This is a genomic window from Streptomyces sp. MUM 203J, from assembly GCF_022414595.1.
Classification (GTDB): domain Bacteria; phylum Actinomycetota; class Actinomycetes; order Streptomycetales; family Streptomycetaceae; genus Streptomyces.
On record NZ_JADWYO010000088.1, the window covers coordinates 1 to 18,064 of the forward strand.

Here is an 18,064-nt window from a genome sequence, read left to right on the forward strand (position 1 = left end):
CTTCCTTCGTACTCACCCGAGAGACTCTCTCAGGCTTTCCTCCGGGCGCTTCCCTTCGGTGTTTCCAGCTTAGCAGATCCGTTTTCCGTTTCTGCCACCCGCTGGAGCGGGTTCGTTTCTCGGAAGTTCTTCGCTTTCGCGCTTTCCCTTTCCGACCCGAGAACCTTACCAGGGTTTTCGACCCTCGCTGACCACCCCTCCGGCAAGTACTACACACAGAGGTGTAGACCAGTAGTGGTGTAGACCAGTTAGGATCTCGCCCAGACAGGCGGTCGCTGCCAACCCTCGGCTCAGAGTCGCGTCGGGCGTCAGGCAGGGCAACGACACTACTCCGCAGTGGTAGTTGAGGCAAATCGTTTCGCGTACTCCCTAGGGGAGCAAAGCATCAGCTATCAGGCGGAACCCGGACTACCTATGACATACGCTCTGAACAGTACGCCGTCCGGGACAGGCAGCGACGGCGACACCCCATCTCCGCCCCCTGGGAGGCCCCCCATGACCACCGTGACGTCGCCCCTCGCCGGACGCGCCATCGGACTCGCCGCCGTTCCCGACCCGGTCTTCTCCGGTGCCATGGTCGGCCCGGGTACCGCCATCGACCCCGTGCGTGAGCCGCATGCGGCGGTGTCACCCGTGGACGGTGTGGTGGTCTCCCTGCACCCGCACGCCTTCGTCGTGGTGGACGGCGACGGGCACGGCGTGCTGACGCACCTCGGCATCGACACCGTTCAGCTCAACGGCGAGGGCTTCGACCTGCTCGTCAACAAGGGCGACACCGTGAGTCGCGGCCAGGAGATCGTGCGCTGGGACCCGTCCGCGGTGGAGGAGGCCGGCAAGTCCCCGGTCTGCCCGGTGGTGGCCCTGGAGGCCACCGCGGACGCTCTGGCCGAACTGCGCGAGGACGGCGACATCAAGGCGGGCGACACCCTCTTCGTCTGGCAGTGAGGACCGGGGCGCCGTCCAGGTGGCGGCGCCTGTCCGGTGGCGCTCGGACGGCGGGCGGGAACGAGCCGCTGTCCGGGGGAAGCGATGGAACCCGATGGGAGACGGTGAAGGGTGACGATGGAGACAACGCTGCGCGGCGTCGGAGTGAGCCACGGTGTGGCGATCGGCGAGGTACGGCACATGGGTACGGCGGTGCTGGAGCCGCCGGCCAAGCAGATCCCCGCCGAGGAGGCGGAGCGGGAGCAGGGGCGCGCCCGCCAGGCCGTGGAGGCGGTCGCGGCCGATCTGATAGCGCGGGGCAACCTCGCCGGGGGCGAGGCGCAGCACGTGCTCGAGGCGCAGGCCATGATGGCGCAGGACCCGGAGCTGATGTCCGATGTGGACCGGCGGGTCGCGGTCGGGTCCACGGCCGAGCGCGCCGTGTACGACGCGTTCGCGGCTTACCGGGCGCTGCTGGCGGGTGCCGGTGAGTACCTGGCGGGGCGCGTCGCGGATCTGGACGACGTGCGCAACCGGATCGTGGCGCGGCTGCTGGGTGTACCGATGCCGGGTGTGCCGGACAGCGACGAGCCGTATGTGCTGATCGCTCGGGACCTGGCGCCGGCCGACACGGCACTGCTCGACCCGGCGCTGGTGCTGGGGTTCGTGACCGAGGAGGGTGGGCCGACCAGCCACAGCGCGATTCTGGCGCGGGCGCTGGGGGTTCCGGCAGTCGTGGCGCTGCCCGGTGCCTGCGAGCTGGCCGAGGGCACCGTGATCGCGGTGGACGGCAGCACGGGTGACGTGTTCGTCGAGCCGAGCATGGAGAAGCGGGCGGCGATGGAACAGGCGGCCGAGGAGCGGAAGGCGGCGCTGGCGGCGTCGACCGGTCCGGGCGCGACCTCCGACGGGCACAAGGTGCCGCTGCTGGCGAACGTCGGCGGTCCGGGGGACGTTCCGGCGGCGGTGGAGGCGGGTGCCGAGGGCGTCGGCCTGTTCCGTACCGAGTTCCTGTTCCTCGACGACAGCGAGAAGGCGCCGTCCGAGGAGAAGCAGGTCGAGGCGTACCGGAAGGTGCTTGAGGCCTTTCCGGAGGGCCGGGTCGTCGTGCGGGTCCTGGACGCGGGCGCGGACAAGCCGCTGGACTTCCTGACTCCGGCGGACGAGCCGAACCCGGCGCTGGGGGTACGGGGTCTGCGGACGCTGCTGGACCACCCGGAGGTGCTGCGCTCCCAGCTCACCGCGCTGTCCAAGGCGGCCGAGGGGCTTCCGGTGTACCTGGAGGTCATGGCGCCGATGGTGGCCGACCGGGCGGATGCCAAGGCGTTCGCTGACGCCTGCCGGGACGCCGGGCTGCGGGCGAAGTTCGGCGCCATGGTGGAGATCCCGTCGGCGGCGCTGCGCGCACGGTCGATCCTGCAGGAGGTCGAGTTCCTGTCGCTGGGCACGAACGACCTGGCCCAGTACACGTTCGCGGCGGACCGGCAGGTGGGTGCGGTGTCGCGGCTGCAGGATCCCTGGCAGCCGGCACTGCTGGACCTGGTGGCGCTGTCGGCCGAGGCGTCGCGGGCCGAGGGCAAGAGCTGTGGTGTGTGCGGTGAGGCCGCGTCCGACCCTCTGCTGGCGTGTGTGCTGACGGGTCTGGGGGTGACCTCCCTGTCGATGGGCGCGGCCTCGATTCCGTATGTGCGGGCGACGCTGGCGAAGTACACGCTGGCTCAGTGTGAGCGCGCGGCTGCCGCGGCCCGGGCGGCCGAGTCGGCCGAGGAGGCGCGGCTCGCGGCGCAGGCGGTGCTGTCGGGCGAGTGAGGAGCTGAGGCCACGGCCGCGAAGCGGCCGGGCTGAGGGGCCTTCCCGCTGTGGGGCGGGAAGGCCCCTCGTGCGTGTTGCGGGCCTAGGGCCCTTCTGATGGCTCTTGGACGGTGTCGCGGAGCCAGATGACCATGGCGGTGACGGTCAGGGTGCCGTTGAAGATGTAGTCGCGTTCGTCGTAGCGGGTGGGCACCGCGCGGAATCGCTTCCACTTGTTCACGCACCGCTCGACTGCGTTGCGACGGCGGTACTGGGCCTTGCCGAAGGCCGGGGGCCGGCCACCGGCCTGTCCCCGGCGCTTGTCGCCGCACCATACGCGCGTCCTGCCCGGACAACTACGAGATCCACCCAGCCCACCAAGAGCCATCAGAAACGGCCTAGTGGTCAGTGGGGCGGCCGTCGTCGGGGCTGAGGTCGTAACCGGCGTGATACGACACCCCGGGTTCGGGTGGGAGGGGTTCGCCTGTCTCGGCGTCGGTGCAGTAGGCGTCGAAGACCTCGGCCTCGGCAAGGGGGGTGAGCCGGCCGTGGTCGAGGCGCCAGCCGCGCAGGCGGTCGGGGCGTTCCGGGGTGAGGGTGCGCAGGACGAGGCCGCCGGGGGTCTCATGGGCGATTCCGGCGGCGAGGACGGCGAGGAACTCGGCGGCTTCATGGGTGTCGAGACCGGAGGGGCCGGTGGGGCCGCAGGCGGTGTGGAGGGCGGCCAGGAGGTTGTCGTCGCCTGCGCGGACGCTGCACACGAGGTGGTGGGTGCCGGGTCCGGCGAGGGTGAGGAGGCGGTGGGCTGCGCGGGTCGCCTGTTCGAAGGCGGCCCGGCCGATGTCCTCGCCGCAGTCGGCGCACCGGCCGGCGTCCGCGAGGAGCGCCGTGGCGTACTCCCTGGTGGCGTGGCGTACGGCGGTGTGGACGAGGAGGGGGAGCAGCTCGTCGATGCGCTGTCCGGTGTAGGGGACGCGGGCGCCCGTGGCGGCGAGGTCGGCGGTGTAGCGGCTGCGGCTTGCCGGGCTGTCGGGGTCGAGGCCGGTCTCGGCGCAGTAGGCGGCGTACTCGTCGGGGTCGAAGAGGGTGACGGTGGTGTGGCCGCCGTGGGAGGCGAGGTCCCCCAGGAGCCGCTCGGTCTCACGGAGGTAGGCGGCGTGGTCGTCGAAGGCGAAGGTGCGGTAGCGGCGCATGGCCGCGAAGTCCTGCTCGTCGGCCAGGAGGCCGACGGTGCTCGGTACTTCGCGGCGCAGCGCTCGCCGCAGAGCGTTGCTTCGCGTCCTGGTCGTGTGTGCCATGGGTCCCCCCGGTGGTCCGCTGTGTGATCGATTCTCACTCAGCGTAATCGGGGGGACTGACAGCGGCGGCCGGGCGGTCAGTCGGCCGGCTGCCGGCGGCGCTGCCGTGCCAGGTCCTCGTAGAAGTGAAGGAGGCCCAGGTTGTCGACGGAGCCGGGGTTGACGGCCTTCTCCAGGGGGGTGCCCTGCAGAAGGCGCTTGACGGGGACCTCGATGCGCTTGCCGGTCAGGGTGTGCGGGATGGCCGGGACTTCGATGATCTCGTCGGGGACGTGGCGGGGGGACAGTTCGGCACGGATGGTCTGCTTGACGCGGGTGACCAGGTCATCGTCGAGGGTGGCGCCCTCGGCCAGGTGGACGAAGAGGGGCATCCAGTAGCCGCCGCCCGGTTCCTCCAGGCCGATGACGAGGGATTCCCTGATCTCGGGGAGACGTTCGACGGCCTCGTAGATGTCGGCGCTGCCCATGCGGACGCCCTGGCGGTTGAGGGTGGAGTCGGAGCGGCCGTGGATGATCACGGAGCCGTGGTCGGTGAGGGTGATCCAGTCGCCGTGGCGCCAGACGCCCGGGTACATCTCGAAGTAGCTGTCGTGGTAGCGGCTGCCGTCGGGATCGTTCCAGAAGCGGATCGGCATGGACGGCATGGGGTTGGTGACGACCAGCTCCCCGACCTCCCCGACGAGGGGCTTGCCCTGGGGGTCCCAGGCCTGGAGGTCGGTGCCGAGGCAGGGGGCCTGGAGTTCCCCGATGTGGACGGGGAGGGTGGGGACGGCTCCGGCGAAGCAGCTGCACACGTCCGTGCCGCCGCTGACGGAGGCGATCCACAGGTCGTGGCCCTCGGCGGCGAACTCGTCGTGGAGCCAGCGGAAGCCGTCGGGCGGGAGGGGGGAGCCGGTGGTGGCGACGCAGCCGACCCTGGAGAGGTCGTGGTCGCGGGCGGGGTGGACGCCGGCCTTGCGGCAGGCCATGACGTAGGCGGCGGAGGTGCCGAAGAGGGTGGCTCCGGTGCGTTCCGCGATACGCCACTGGGCGCCGGTGTCGGGGTGGCCGGGGCTGCCGTCGTACAGGACGACGGTGGTACCGGTGAGGAGGCCGGAGACGAGGAAGTTCCACATCATCCAGCCGGTGGAGGTGTACCAGAAGAACCGGTCGTCGGGGCCGAGGTCGCAGTGGAGGCCGAGCTGCTTGAGATGTTCGAGGAGGATGCCGCCCTGGGACTGGACGATGGCCTTGGGAAGGCCGGTGGTACCGGAGGAGTACAGGATCCACAGGGGATGGTCGAAGGGAACCTGCTCGTAGACGGGAGCGGCGTCGCCGGCGGTGAGGACGGACCACTCCAGGGCGCCTTCGGGGGCGTCCGTGCCGAGGAGGGGGATGTGGACGACGGCGCGGAGGGTGGGCAGCTCGCGGCGGAGCTCGGCCACGGTGTCGCGGCGGTCGTGTTCCCTGCCGCCGTAGCGGTAGCCGTCGACGGTGAACAGGACGACGGGCTCGACCTGCTGGAAGCGGTCGAGGACGCTGCGGGCGCCGAAGTCGGGGGCGCAGGAGGTCCAGACGGCGCCGACGGCGGCGGTGGCGAGGAGGGCGGTGACGGCCTGCGGGATGTTGGGGAGGTAGCCGCTGACGCGGTCGCCGGGGCGTACGCCGAGGGCGCGCAGTTCGGCGGCGAGGGCGCCGACCTGGCGGCGGAGCTCGGCCCAGGTGACGGTGACGGGTTCGTGGGTCTCGTCGACGTGCAGCAGAGCGGGGGCGTCGGGGCGCTGGTCGGCGGCGCGCAGGGCGTGTTCGGCGTAGTTGAGTGTGGCGCCGGGGAACCACTCGGCGCCGGGCATGGCGCTGTCGCCGAGCACGCGTGCGTGGGGGGTGCTGAAGCGGACGTCGAACCACTCGGTGACGGCCTGCCAGAAGGCGTCGAGGTGATCGACGGACCAGCGGTGCAGGGCGGGGTAGCCGCCGTCGGCGGGGGCGCCGTGGCGCTCGGCGGCCCAGGCCTGGAAGCGGGTGACCGTGGCGGAGGCGATGCGGTCCGGGCCCGGCTGCCAGAGCGGCTCGGACGGCTCGGAGTGCGCGGTCGCAGACGTCGGTGTCATGGCGGGTGCTCCCTGGCTGTACGCGGATGGCGTGTGTCCGCGCACGGCTGGGGTGTGCGCGTGACACGGCTGACAGGACGATGCCATGTGATCGTTGTTCGCACCAGAGCTCCCTGCTGGTGGGCGGTGGGACGGGCGGCGCGGCGGGTCTGGGTGAACGGCTGTTGAACGGCTCCCGCCGGGGATGGTGGGAGTGGCAGGGTGACCGCCATGGACGGTCGTGAGCTGGTGCGTTCGGTATGGGTGTTCGGCAGGGTCCGGGGGCTGCGGGCCCTGCGGTCGGTGTGGCGGCAGCGGCGGGCGGACGCGGTGGGGCTGCCGCGGCGGGGGGCGGAGCGGGCGCGCGTGCCGGGGCGGCTGCTGGGGGCGGAGCCGCTGCCGGGCGGGGGGCTGGTGCGGTTCGCCCGGGCGGAGCTGCGGGTGTGGGTGTCGGGTGGCGGGATGGTGTTCTGGGGGTGGGACGGGGCGGCGCCCGCCCCGTCGTACGCGGTGGTCGGTGCGGGGCCGGAGCCGGACGGGCGGGCGGTGCTGGAGCCGGACACGGACGGCGGCTGGCGGGTGGTGGCCGAGCGGCTGACGGTGGGGGTGTCGCGGCACGGGGCGGTGGAGGTGCGGACCCCTGGCGGGGTGGTGCTGCGGCGGGAGCTGCCGCCGCGATGGTGGGAGCCGGTGGGCGGGGGTCCCGCGCGGTGGGTGCAGCGGTCGGAGGTACCGGCGGACGCGCGGTTCTTCGGGCTCGGAGGGCGGGCGTCGGGGCCACGGCTGCGGAACGGGACGTACCGGCTGTGGAACACCGATCCGCGGGGGAGCTTCACCCCGGAGACCGATCCGCTGTACATCACGATGCCGGTGCAGTGGGTGGTGGCGGACGCGGGGACGCATCTGGCGTTCTACGACAGCACGTGGGACGGGCTGGTGGCGCTGCGGGAGGGCGCGGAGGGGGCGGGGTCGGGGCATGACCGGCCGGGGACGAGCGAGGTGCGGATGAGCGGGGGGCCGCTGCGCTGCTGGGCGGTGGTGGGGCCGCCGGCGCGGGTCCTCCAGGGCTGGACGCAGCTGACGGGGGCCGCGGCGGTGCCGCCCTCGTGGGCGCTGGGGCCGCAGCACGCGCGGTGGGGGTTCGGAAGCGCGGAGGAGGTGCGGCGGGTGGTGGCGGGCTACCGGGAGCGGGAGCTGCCGCTGTCGGTGCTGCATCTGGACATCGACCACTACGACGGGCACCGGGTGTTCACGGTGGACCGGGCGCGGTTCCCGGATCTCCCGGGGCTGGCGGAGGAGCTGCGCGGGCAGGGGGTGCGGCTGGTGTCGATCGTGGATCCGGCGGTGCGGGCGGAGCGGGGCGGCCCGGTGTTCGAGGCGGGGCTGCGGGCGGGGGCGCGGGGGGCGTTCGTGCGGGACACGCGCGGGGGGCTGGTGCGGGGGGTGGTGTGGCCGGGTGAGTGCGTGTATCCGGACTTCACGGATCCCGCGGTACGGGAGTGGTGGGGCGGGCTGTACGGGGAGCGGCTGGCGCAGGGGTTCGCGGGGGTGTGGCACGACATGAACGAGCCGGTGTCGTTCACCCCGTTCGGGGACATGACGCTGCCCCGGTCGGCGCGGCACTCGTTGGAAGGGCGGGGCGGGGACCACCGGGAGGCGCACAACGTGTACGGGCTGGCGATGGCGCGGGCCGGATACGAGGGGCTGACGCGGCTGCGGCCGGAGGAGCGGCCGTTCCTCTTCTCGCGGTCCGGGTGGGCGGGGATGCAGCGGTACGGCGGGACGTGGTCGGGGGATGTGGCGACGGGGTGGGCGGGGCTGCGGGCGTCTCTGGCGCTGGTGCTGGGGCTGGGCTTGTGCGGCGTCCCTTATTCGGGGCCGGATGTGGGCGGGTTCGACGGGCGTCCGTCCCCGGAGCTGTATCTGCGGTGGTTCCAGCTGGGGGCGTGGCTGCCGTTGTTCCGTACGCACGCGGCGATCGACGCGGGGCGGCGGGAGCCCTGGGAGTTCGGGCCGGAGGTGCTGGAGCACGCGCGCGTGGCGCTGGAGGAGCGGGAGCGGCTGCGGCCGTACTTCGTGACGCTGGCGTGGTGGGCGCGGTTGACGGGTGCGCCGTATGTGCGCCCTTTGTGGTGGAGTGCGCCGGAGGACCGGGAGCTCCGGGACTGTGCGGACGCGTTCCTGCTGGGAGACGCGTTGCTGGTGGCGCCGGTGCTGGAGCGTGGCGCGGAGCGGCGGGTGGTGCGGCTGCCGCGGGGGCGGTGGTACGAGACGGTGACGGGGCGGGCGTACGAGGGTCCGGGGCGGGTGCGGGTGGACGCGCCGCTGTCGCGGATCCCCGTGCTGGCGCGGGCGGGGGCGGTGGTTCCGGTGCGGGGTGCGGGCGGGACGGTGGAGCTGGAGGTGTGGGCGCCGGCGCCGGGGCGGACGGGGGGTGGTGTGGTCGTACGGGATCCGGGGGACGGCTGGGGGCCGGTGGAGGTGGAGCGTTATGTGACGCGTTGGGTGGAGGGTGCGGTGCGGGTGGAGCGGGTCGGGGAGGCGGGGGCTGTGGTCGTGGAGGAAGGGGTCCGGGTGCGCGGGGCGGGGTGAGCGGGGCGGTCAGGCGTAGCGGCCGCCGAACCAGTTGCGTACGGCTGCCGTGTGCAGGGGGAACGCGAGGGGCTCGGGTCCGTACAGAAGGTGGTGGCCGGTGGTCTCGGCGGTCGGGGCCGACGGCGGGAGGGTGTCGGCGGGGCGTGTGGGAAGGAGGCCGAAAAGGAGGAGGTGGCCGCCGGGAGAACTCATCGCGTCGGCCAGACGCACCTCGTGGGCGGGGGCCTCGATGCCGGTCTCCTCCCTGAGTTCGCGGACGACGGCGTCCCGCCAGTCCTCGGCGTGGTCGATGAAGCCGCCGGGCAGGGCGACGCCGCCGCGCTGGGGTTCGATGGTGCGGGTGATGGCGACGAGTCCGGTGCCGTCGTCCGCGGTGACGGGAAGGAGGGCGACGGCCACCGGGAGCGGGTTGCGGTAGGCGGTGGTGCCGCAGGCGGGGCAGGTGCGGGGCCAGGTCCCGGCGGGTGCGGCGTGCCGGGTGCCGCAGGCGGCGCAGTGGGTGTACTTCACGGGGCCGACTGTATCGGCGGGGTGCGTGGGGTAGACGGTGTGCATGACACGACGCCGTTACGCTGTCGCACGCGGTGTGCTCACCGTGCTGATCGCCGGGGTGTGCGCTGCCGCCTCCACCGCCGTCGGCGTGGACCGGGCGCGGGCGGATCCGGAACCGAAGGCGCCGATCGCGTTCGTGACGCTCCGTTCGGTTGATCCGACGGTTCTTCAGGAGATGCGCTACACGACGGAGCACAATTTTGTCGGCGGGCCGGTGGACGGGTACCGGCAGCCGCTGTGCCTGCTGACCCGGTCCGCCGCCGAGGCGCTGCGCCGGGCACAGCGGCTGCTGCTGCGGCAGGGGTACTCGCTGAAGGTGTACGACTGCTACCGGCCGCAGCGGGCGGTGGACCACTTCGTCCGGTGGGCCCGGGATCTGACGGACCAGCGGATGAGGGAGGAGTTCTATCCGCGGGTCGACAAGGCGCGACTGTTCGAGGACGGGTACATCGCGGAGCGGTCCGGGCACAGCCGGGGGGCCACGGTCGATGTGACGCTGGTGCGGCTCCCCGCGGTGCCCGCCCGTCCGTATGTGCCGGGCGAGCCGCTCGGCGACTGCGCGGCGCCGCCGGAGAAGAGGTTCCCGGACAGCTCGGTGGACATGGGGACGGGCTATGACTGCTTCGACCCCAGGTCGCACACCGACGATCCGCGGATCGTCGGTGTGCCACGGGAGAACCGCGACCGGCTGCGGGAGGTGCTGGCCGAGCAGGGTTTCGTCGGCCTGCCTGAGGAGTGGTGGCATTTCACGCACCGGCCGGAGCCGTTCCCGGCGACGTACTTCGACTTTCCGGTGGCGCGGCGGTCGGTGGTCCGGTGACCGGTCCCCGAACCGCTCAGGCGACCGGCTCGGGGGCGGGTGGCGGCACGGTGAAGGTCATGGCGTGCCGGACCAGGGTGACCAGGACGTCCTTCACCGACTCCCGGTCCCGGGCGTCGCACATCATGAGCGGCACGTCGGGGTCGAGGTCCAGGGCGGCCCGTACGGTCTCGGGCGGGTAGCGGTCGGCGCCCTCGAAGCAGTTGACGCCGACCAGGAACGGCAGTCCGCGCCGTTCGAAGTAGTCGATCGCCGCGAAGGAGTCGTCGAGGCGGCGGGTGTCCGCCAGGACGACCGCGCCCAGCGCCCCGGTGGCCAGTTCGTCCCAGAGGAACCAGAAACGGTCCTGGCCTGGGGTCCCGAAGAGGTAGAGCGTGAGGTCGTCGCGGAGGGTGATCCGGCCGAAGTCCATGGCCACCGTGGTCGTGGACTTGGACTCGACGCCGTTCAGGTCGTCGACCGGCCGGCCAGCCTCGGTGAGGTTCTCCTCGGTGCGCAGCGGCCGGATCTCGCTCACCGCACCGACCATGGTTGTCTTGCCCACCCCGAATCCACCCGCGACCAGGATCTTCAACGTCACCGGGTCGACCGGCGGCGGATCCTTGCGGCTAGAGCGCCCGAAGGCCATTGATCACCTCACGCAGAATGCTCACGTCCGGCAGCTCGGCCGGCGGTACGGGACGGGTCACGTGGACGAGTTCCTCATCGAGGAGGTCTCCGACGAGGACCCGGATGACCCCGACGGGCAGGTCCATGTCGGCGGCGAGTTCCGCGACGGAGCGGGGGCACTCGGCGCACCGCTCGACGATCTCCACGTGCTCCGGGGACAGTGACTGGTCGCGGCCGGGGTCGTCCGCCGCGGGTTCCGGGACGACCACCGCGATCAGGTCGAGCCGGTGACGGGTGGCGCTGCCGGTGCGGCCCCGGGTCATCGCGTACGGGCGGACCACCGGTCCGGCGTCGTCGTCGAACCAGTGGTGGGCGTCCCCGGGGTGTGGTCCGGGTGCGTCGGTCATCGCATCCCGCCTCACCCTCCGGCGGGCAGACCGCCGCCGCGCGGGGCGGTCGCGAGGTGCACACCGACGCGCTTGACCATGAGCGTCATCTCGTAGGCGATGAGGCCGACGTCCGAGTCGGCGTCCGCGAGCACGGCGAGGCAGCTGCCGTCGCCGGCGGCGGTGACGAACAGGAAGGCCTCTTCCAGTTCGACGACGGTCTGGCGGACCTGGCCGGCTTCGAAGTGGCGGCCCACGCCCTTGGCGAGGCTGTGGAAGCCGGAGGCGACGGCGGCCATGTGCTCGCTGTCCTCGCGGCTGAGGTCCTTGGAGGCACCGGTGGGCAGGCCGTCGCCGGACAGCACCAGGGCCTTGCGGACGGAGCCGACGCGCTCGACCAGTTCGTCGAGGAGCCAGTTCAGCTCGCCCTGGGTGTTGGGTGTTGCGGCGTTCGGTGCGGTCATCGACCGTTCCCCTCCGGTGTCGTTCCTGGTGCGTCTTCGCGGCGGGCACGCTGCCAGCCGCGTTGCATCGCGCTCATGCGGAGGCGTACTTCCTCCGCGTCGCGCTCGGTGTCCTGTTGCGGGGCGGCGGGGCGCGGGGCGGCGGGGCGGCCGTCCTGCTTCCGCAGCTGGGGGACGAGGCTCGCCTGGCGGACACGGCGGGGCAGGCCGTGCAGCGTCAGGGTGTCCTGGTCGGGGTCCGGGGCGGGGCGTGCGGCGGCGCTGCCGGCCTCCGGCGCCGCCGGGCGCTCGGGAGCGGAGGGCGGCTCCTCGGCGGGGCCGGGCTCGGCCGCCCCGGCGCTCTCGGGGAGCGGGGTGAGGGCCGGGCGCGGGCCGGGAGTGTCTGCTTCGGGGTGTTCCGGGCGGTCGAGGCGACGGCCGTGGCGGGCGACGAGCGTGGGCTGTTTACGGCGGCGCGGCAGCTCGACCGGGGTCGCCAGGTGGCCCGGGGGGTGACCGCTGCCGGGTGCGGGGTCCGTGTCGGATGCCTGGGCGTGCTGAGCGGCCTCGTCTGCGGGGCGCAGGCCGGTGCGGGGCCGGAAGGGGCCGCCGGGGGCGCCTTCCCCGGGATGCCGGGCGCCGGTGCGCAGCTCGTCGTCCAGCTCGTCCAGGAGGCCGAGAGGGGCTCCCGCTTCGACGGGGCCCTCCAGCTCGACCGGGCCGTTCAGGACGGCGGCTTCCAGAGTGTGCCTGCGGCCCCCGCCGTTGCGGTCGGTGCCGGACGGGCGGTCCTTGGCCGCGCGGTCCAGGCGGAAGCCCGCGCCCTCGGCGGCCGGGGCGTCGGTCAGGAGCGGGGCCGGGATGAAGACGACGGCTGTGGTCCCCCCGTACGGCGAGGGCTGCAGCGAGACACGGACGTTCTGGCGGCGGGCGAGGCGGCTGACGACGAAGAGGCCGAGCCGGTCGGTGTCGGAGAGTTCGAACTCGGGGGTCTCGGCCAGCCGCAGGTTGGCGTCGAGCATGTCCTCGGCCGGCATGCCGAGGCCCCGGTCGTGGATCTCCAGGGTGAAGCCGTTGGCGACGCGCTCCCCGAGGACCTGGACGGCGGTGTGCGGGGGCGAGAAGACGGTGGCGTTCTCCAGGAGTTCCGCGATCAGGTGCGTGAGGTCCGCCACGGCGGGGCCGCTGACGCCGGTGCGCGGCAGGCGGCGTACCTCGATCCGCTCGTAGTCCTCGACCTCGGCCACGGCGGCCCGGACGACGTCCATGAGCTGGACGGGCTTGCGCCACTGGCGGGAGGGGGCGGCGCCGGAGAGGATCACCAGGCCCTCGGCGTGGCGGCGCATACGGGTGGTGAGGTGGTCGAGGCGGAAGAGGTCTGCCAGCTCCTCGGTGTCCTCGGTGCGCCGCTCCATGGTGTCCAGAAGGGTGAGCTGGCGGTGGAGCAGGACCTGGTTGCGGCGGGCGAGGTTGACGAAGACCTCGGAGACGCCGCGGCGCATGTCGGCCTGTTTGACGGCGGCTTCGACGGCGGCACGCTGGAGCGTGTTGAGGGCCCGGCCGACCTGGCCGACCTCGTCCTTCTCGTAGTCCAGGTGGGGCACCTCCGTCTCGACGTCGACCTGCTCGCCGGCCGCGAGGCGGCGCATCACGCTGGGCAGCCGCACGCCGGAGACCTCCTGGGCCTCCCTGCGGAGCCGGGTGAGGTCGCGGACGAGGCTGCGGCCGATGCGTACGGAGACGACGACGGAGCCGAGGAGTGCGAGGAAGCCCAGGATGCCCGCGACCCCGGCCTTGAGCAGGACGCTGTGTGCGGCGGGCTGGACGCGTTCCTCGTACCGGTGGCCCGCCTTGGTGTTCTCTGCGCCGAGGTTGGTGAGGACGGCGGTCGCGGACTCCTCCCAGCGGGCGGTGCCCATGACCCGGCGGGGGTCGCCGGTGGGGCTCGCCGTGATGATGGCCTCCTCGGCCTGGAGCAGCGGCTGGACGGTGCTGCCGCGCCAGTAGAGCTGGAAGGTCTCGCGTTCGGCCGCGGGCAGGACCTCCAGGTTGACCTCGGTGAGCTGGTGGCGGCGGGAGACCAGGTCGGAGACCAGCCGGATCTCCTCGGCGGTGATCCGGTTGCTGATGAGAGAGGAGACGACGAGGGCGTCCTCGCGGGCGAGCATCTCGCGGGCGCGGGCGAGGCCGATGAGCGCGCGGGCCTCTTTGTCCATCTCGACGTTGTCGAGGGGATGGAGGTTGATGAGGAAGGCGTAGCAGGGGTCGATGAGCCGGTTGTAGAACTCCAGCGCCTGGATACGGCCGATGGCCCGGGTGTCGACGGAGCGGCGCAGCGTCTCCAGGCCGTCGATGGCCTCGATGAGGGAGGTGAGGCGCTCGTTGGCGGCCTCGTCGAGCGTGCCGGTGATGCCGGGGTCGTCGGCGTGGGCGCGCAGCGCGGCGACGGTGCGGTCGGTGGCCTCGCGGTCCCGGAGCAGGGCCGTGTGGGCGTTGGCGGTACGGGGGTCGGCCAGGTAGATGAGGCTCTGGCGGCGTTCCTGCTGGATGACCCGGACGGTGTCCTCCAGGGGGTAGCCGATCTTCTTCACGATCGGCCCGACGTCGAGGAGGATGCCCGCCTCGCGGACGGTGAGGAAGGTCGCGAAACCCCAGAGGCCCGTGAGGGAGAGGAGGGGGACGAGCAGCAAGGCCACGATCTTCCTGCGGATCGATTTCCCGCGAAAGCCCATGGCCTCCCCCAGCTCGCACCCGGCTCCGCCGTTCTCCGCCGTCGGCGGCCCGCCCGGGTGTACACATCAACACATCAACAAACTTGCGCGAGCCTACTACTGACGCTCGGGCAACTCGAAGGTTCTGCCGTACGTTTTTCGAACGGATCCCGAGGCGTTGTTCTGGGGTTGTCCCGGTATCCGGGGAGTTGGGGAGGGGAACTGTGGCGGAGGCCACCCGGCGTGACGCATCCGGTACAAGGTGACATCAGGGGGCTGGAGTTGAGGACTTCCGGGAATCTTCCTGTCCGCTCATGCGTCTTCTTGTACGGGGGCGGCGTGATCTGTCGGCGTAAATCCGCTCAACAAGGGCAGCCACCTACCCCTGAGGAGAGTCGGATGGGGAGTGACGTGTGATGGGCGCGGGGCGGCGTGAGCTGTGGGTGGAGGAGCCGGTCGGTCGGCGCAGGCTTCCTGATCCGGTCCGTTCGGCAGCCGTGCGGGCCGTGCTGGTGCTGTCTCTGACGCTGATTCAGGCCGTGACGGCGTACCTGCTGACGCTGGCGGGTTCGTGGCTGGCGTTTCCGGTACTGCTGGGTGCGGTGGGGAGCACCGTCGGGACGACCTGGGCGGTGCTGGATGTGTGGGTGACCCGGCAGGTGTGGAACCAGCGGTACGGGGTGGTGTCGGAGCCCAGCAGTACGGCGCGGCGGCTGCGGCGGGAGCGGAGGCGGGCGCGGCGGGCCGCGCGGGAGGCGGCGCGGATACGGCCAGGGGAGCTGTCGCGGGTGTAGGCGCGGGGCCGCACCGGCGCGCGTCACGCGCCGGTGCGGCGTCCGTCAGCCTTCCGCACGCTTGAACATGCGGGTCGCGGTGATCTCGCCGTGGATCTGTTCGCCCTCGGTGCGGGGCTGGGGCAGACCCGGGCGGAGGTGTTCCTCGACGCTGATGTACTTCAGCCCGGCCCGCAGGTCCGCATCGTTGCGGAGACGGATGACCAGCGGGAACTCCGCGAGCGCCGTGGTGTCGAACAGGCCCGTGGTGTACAGCAGCTGTACGCCCAGCGCGTCCGACACGGCCCGCTGGAGTTCCAGCAGGTAGGTGGCGTTGGCCCGGCCGATGGGGTTGTCCAGGAACAGCGTGCCGGCGTGCCGGTGTTTGTCGCGCCCGCGGTCGTTGCTGCGCAGTGCGGCCATCGTGCAGTAGAGGGCGATGGCGGCGGTGAGGAGCTGGCCCCCGGAGAACACGTCGCCCATCTGGCCGACGGGGACGCGCTCGGCGCGCAGCACGGCGTCCGGTTTGAGGATCTCCACCGCGACGCCCTTGGGCCGGAGGGCGGCCTGGACACCGCGCAGCAGCAGGGACATGCCGTCGCGGCGCAGGTCGGAGTTCTTCCTGACGGCGGCGCTGGTGGCCTCGTCGATGACCTCGCCCAGGCGCTCGACGAGGGTGGCCTGGTCGGGTTCCTCGAAGCGGACGCGCAGGAACTCCTGGCCGGACCACTCCCCCAGTCCCTCGGGGAGGCGGGAGAGGCGCTGCGCGGAGCGCAGAGTGGTGAGAGCGGACTCGACCAGGCCGCGCAGCCGGTCGACGATCGAGTCCCGGTTGCGTTCCAGCTGGGCCAGTTCGTCGGTGAGGACGCGCAGCCGGGGCGCGAAGGCCTCGGCCCACCTGGCGGCGTGCTCGGGCAGTGCCGAGGCGGGCAGTTCGCGGATCTGCTGGCGGGCGGGGGTGCGGACCTGTTCGTAGCGGGTGGAGTTGGCGTGCCGTACGAGGACGTCGCAGGCCTCCCGTACGGCGGCCTCGGCGGCCGACAGGTCGGCGGCGCAGCCGCGCAGGGAGCGGCGGGCCTCTGCGACGGCCCTGCGGGCCTCCTCCGGGGAGTCCGGGTAGGGAGCGGGGTCCTGCGGGTCCTCGCCGGTGTGCTCGCGGAGCAGGTCGCGCAGGAGCGCGGCCAGTTCGTCGAAGCCGCTAGCCGACTCCTCGGCCGTGCGGTGGGCGCGCAGCAGCCGGGTGTGTGCGTCCCGGGCGGCTTCCAGCGCGTCGGTGTGCGCGGCGAGTTCGCCGGTGGCGGTGCGCAGCAGGATCTGCGCGTGGTCGGCGTCGGCGGGGATCAGGTCCTCAGGGAGGTCCGTGTGCGCGGCGCCGTCTGCGGGGGCGAGCCGCTCGGCCTCGCCGCTGAGGCGGCCGACCTTCTCGCTGGCCTCGGAGGACCGGGACTCCAGGAGCTGTACGTGGGATTCGGCGCGGGCGGCGGCGGCCTGCCGGGAGGGCCCGTCGGCGCCGTCGGGGCTCTCCAGGAGCTGGGCGGCGCGGGTGCGGACCTTGTTGGTGAGCCGGTCGAGTTCGGCGTGGGCGGCGCTCTCGTCGCTCTCGGCGCGGGCCTGCTCGGCGCGCAGGTCGGCGCCGACGCCGACCTTCTCGTACAGCTGGGAGGCGGCCCGGTAGGCCTCGCGGAGGGCGGGCAGCGAGGGGCGGGCGACGCCGCCGTCGAGGAGGGCGGTGCCGTCGGGCTTCTCCTCGGGAAGGTCCTCGTGGGCGCCGGCGATCTCGGAGCGCTCGGCACGCAGGGCGCGGGCGGTGCGGTGGGCGTCGTCGGCGGCCCGCTGGGCGGCACGGCGGTCCTCGTCCGCGGAGCGGGCACGTTCCAGACAGGCCTGCGCCCGGGCCTCGGCCTCCGCCGCCTCGTCGGCCAGCTCCCTGAGGCGGACCTGCCAGGTGGCACGCTCGCGGAGCCGGGAGGCGAGCCCGGCGAGGGCGTCCGCGGCACGGCGGGCCCGCTGAGCGGCCTCCTGCCGTTCCTCGCGTACCCGGGCGGTCTCCGCGGCGGCCTCGTCGGCTTCGGAACGGACCGCGCGGGCCTGTGCGAGGGCGGCCTCGGCGGTCTCGGCGGCCTCATCCGCGGCGGCGGCACCCTGGGCGAGCTCGGTGAGCATGCCGGGCGGGCAGTCGGCGCGCCAGGAGCCGAGGCGTGCGGCGAGGGCACGGTCGCCGGTGAGGCGGGCGGCGAGGGCACGGATCTCCTCGTCGCGGGCCGCGGCGCGGGCGCGCAGCGCCTGGCGTTCCTCGTCGGCGGCGTGTTCGTCGTGCATGGCCGGATTCGGCGGGACGAGGAACACGTCGCCGTCGGGCCCCTGTTCGTCCGTCGGCCGCGGCACGGGGGCGAGGAGGGCGGCGGCGGTGCCGACGGCGACGGCGGAGCGCGGCAGGAGGGCGGCGCCGGACAGTGCCTCGCGGGCGCGCGCGTACGAGAGGGGGTCGGTGACGACGACCCCGTCGACCAGCTCGGGTCGGGTCGCGAGGACGGCGGCGTGGTCGGCCGGGTCGACGGACTGGGCGAGGTAGCGCCAGCCGGGGAGGGCGGGAACGCCGTGCTCTCCGAGGAACTCGACGGTGGCGAGGACGTCGGGGCCGGGCGGGAGGAGGCCTCCGTCTCCCAGGGCGCCGAGGATGCGGGCGTCGTCGGCGGCGGCGGTGCGGAGGTCGAAGAGCTTGCGTTCCGCGGTGGTGACGGTCTGGTCGAGGAGGCCGCGCAGCTCGTCGGCGTACCGGTCGAGTTCCTCGGCGGTGAGAGGGCCCTGGGGCCGGCCCGCGCGGACGGCGGCGGGGGCGCTCTCACCGGTGTTCTGCCGGGGCACCTGAGGGGCCTTCACCGCGGACGGCAGACTGAGGAGTTCCGCGAGGCGCTCTTCGGCGGCGATGGCCTCGGCGGCGCGGCGCTCGGCCAGGTGGGCCTGCCGGGCGGCCTGCGCGGCGTCGGCGGCCCGGGCGGCGGCGAGTTCGGCGCGGGACTCGTCGGCGGCTGCCCGGCGACTGGCAGAAGATGGGCGTCCCCATCCTCGACGAGGCGGGCGACGAGTTCATCT

Annotated in this window: 13 protein-coding genes and 1 pseudogene; 5 read left to right on the plus strand and 9 right to left on the minus strand. The window is 73.2% G+C overall.

From position 1 onward, the window contains the following. Positions 1-495 precede the first annotated feature (495 nt). Together I3F58_RS27455 and ptsP are read left to right on the plus strand one after the other, a co-directional pair. Positions 496-945 (plus strand): PTS glucose transporter subunit IIA, encoded by a 450-nt coding sequence (locus I3F58_RS27455; RefSeq protein ID WP_240111409.1) that lies wholly within the window; start codon positions 496-498, stop codon positions 943-945. Positions 946-1,062: 117 nt separating this feature from the next. Then, positions 1,063-2,733, plus strand: coding sequence for a phosphoenolpyruvate--protein phosphotransferase (ptsP, locus tag I3F58_RS27460; protein WP_240111422.1), 1,671 nt, complete (start codon positions 1,063-1,065; stop codon positions 2,731-2,733). A gap of 85 nt (positions 2,734-2,818) precedes the next feature. Here the strand turns inward: ptsP and I3F58_RS27465 are convergent, their stop codons facing one another. From I3F58_RS27465 to I3F58_RS27475, 3 genes are all read right to left on the minus strand, one after another. Beyond that, positions 2,819-2,956, minus strand: a complete 138-nt coding sequence (locus I3F58_RS27465) for a hypothetical protein (protein ID WP_240111410.1) — start codon at positions 2,954-2,956, stop codon at positions 2,819-2,821. A 157-nt stretch (positions 2,957-3,113) separates the two neighbouring features. After that, positions 3,114-4,013, minus strand: a complete 900-nt coding sequence (locus I3F58_RS27470) for a hypothetical protein (RefSeq protein ID WP_240111411.1) — start codon at positions 4,011-4,013, stop codon at positions 3,114-3,116. 77 nt (positions 4,014-4,090) lie between these two features. Then, entirely contained in the window at positions 4,091-6,103 is a 2,013-nt protein-coding gene (locus I3F58_RS27475; RefSeq protein WP_240111412.1) for an acetoacetate--CoA ligase, read from the minus strand. Positions 6,104-6,313: 210 nt separating this feature from the next. Here I3F58_RS27475 and I3F58_RS27480 point away from each other — a divergent pair, with 210 nt between their 5' ends. Further along, positions 6,314-8,674 carry a glycoside hydrolase family 31 protein gene (locus I3F58_RS27480; protein WP_240111413.1) on the plus strand — a complete coding sequence of 787 codons (2,361 nt, stop codon included), beginning with the start codon at positions 6,314-6,316 and terminating at the stop codon, positions 8,672-8,674. Between the two features lie 9 nt (positions 8,675-8,683). Here the strand turns inward: I3F58_RS27480 and I3F58_RS27485 are convergent, their stop codons facing one another. Next, a complete protein-coding gene (locus I3F58_RS27485; protein WP_240111414.1) occupies positions 8,684-9,232 on the minus strand; it encodes an NUDIX domain-containing protein in 549 nt (182 codons plus the stop codon). Between I3F58_RS27485 and I3F58_RS27490 the strand changes: the two genes are divergently transcribed. After that, positions 9,231-10,049, plus strand: coding sequence for a M15 family metallopeptidase (locus tag I3F58_RS27490; RefSeq protein ID WP_240111415.1), 819 nt, complete (start codon positions 9,231-9,233; stop codon positions 10,047-10,049). The two genes, I3F58_RS27485 and I3F58_RS27490, sit on opposite strands and share 2 nt — an antisense overlap. Positions 10,050-10,065: 16 nt before the next feature. On the opposite strand, the gene I3F58_RS27495 is transcribed toward I3F58_RS27490, so the two are convergent. Genes I3F58_RS27495 through I3F58_RS27510 form a run of 4 tightly spaced genes read right to left on the minus strand, consistent with a single transcriptional unit; the run spans position 10,066 to position 14,219 of the window. Further along, positions 10,066-10,677, minus strand: coding sequence for an ATP/GTP-binding protein (locus I3F58_RS27495; RefSeq protein WP_240111416.1), 612 nt, complete (start codon positions 10,675-10,677; stop codon positions 10,066-10,068). Then, entirely contained in the window at positions 10,658-11,065 is a 408-nt protein-coding gene (locus I3F58_RS27500; protein ID WP_240111417.1) for a DUF742 domain-containing protein, read from the minus strand. Before I3F58_RS27500 ends, I3F58_RS27495 begins: the two co-directional genes overlap by 20 nt. Before the next feature lie 11 nt (positions 11,066-11,076). After that, on the minus strand, positions 11,077-11,508 hold the full coding sequence (locus tag I3F58_RS27505; protein ID WP_240111418.1) for a roadblock/LC7 domain-containing protein: 432 nt from the start codon (positions 11,506-11,508) through the stop codon (positions 11,077-11,079). Beyond that, the gene (locus I3F58_RS27510; RefSeq protein WP_240111419.1) at positions 11,505-14,219 is read right to left on the minus strand and encodes a nitrate- and nitrite sensing domain-containing protein; all 2,715 of its coding nucleotides are present in this window, start codon (positions 14,217-14,219) and stop codon (positions 11,505-11,507) included. The genes I3F58_RS27505 and I3F58_RS27510 overlap by 4 nt, the downstream gene beginning before the upstream one ends. A gap of 395 nt (positions 14,220-14,614) precedes the next feature. Between I3F58_RS27510 and I3F58_RS27515 the strand changes: the two genes are divergently transcribed. Next, positions 14,615-14,992 (plus strand): hypothetical protein, encoded by a 378-nt coding sequence (locus I3F58_RS27515; protein ID WP_240111420.1) that lies wholly within the window; start codon positions 14,615-14,617, stop codon positions 14,990-14,992. Positions 14,993-15,037: 45 nt separating this feature from the next. Here I3F58_RS27515 and I3F58_RS27520 read toward each other — a convergent pair. Beyond that, positions 15,038-18,013, minus strand: a pseudogene (locus I3F58_RS27520) (hypothetical protein); the annotation flags it as partial. Positions 18,014-18,064 lie beyond the last annotated feature (51 nt).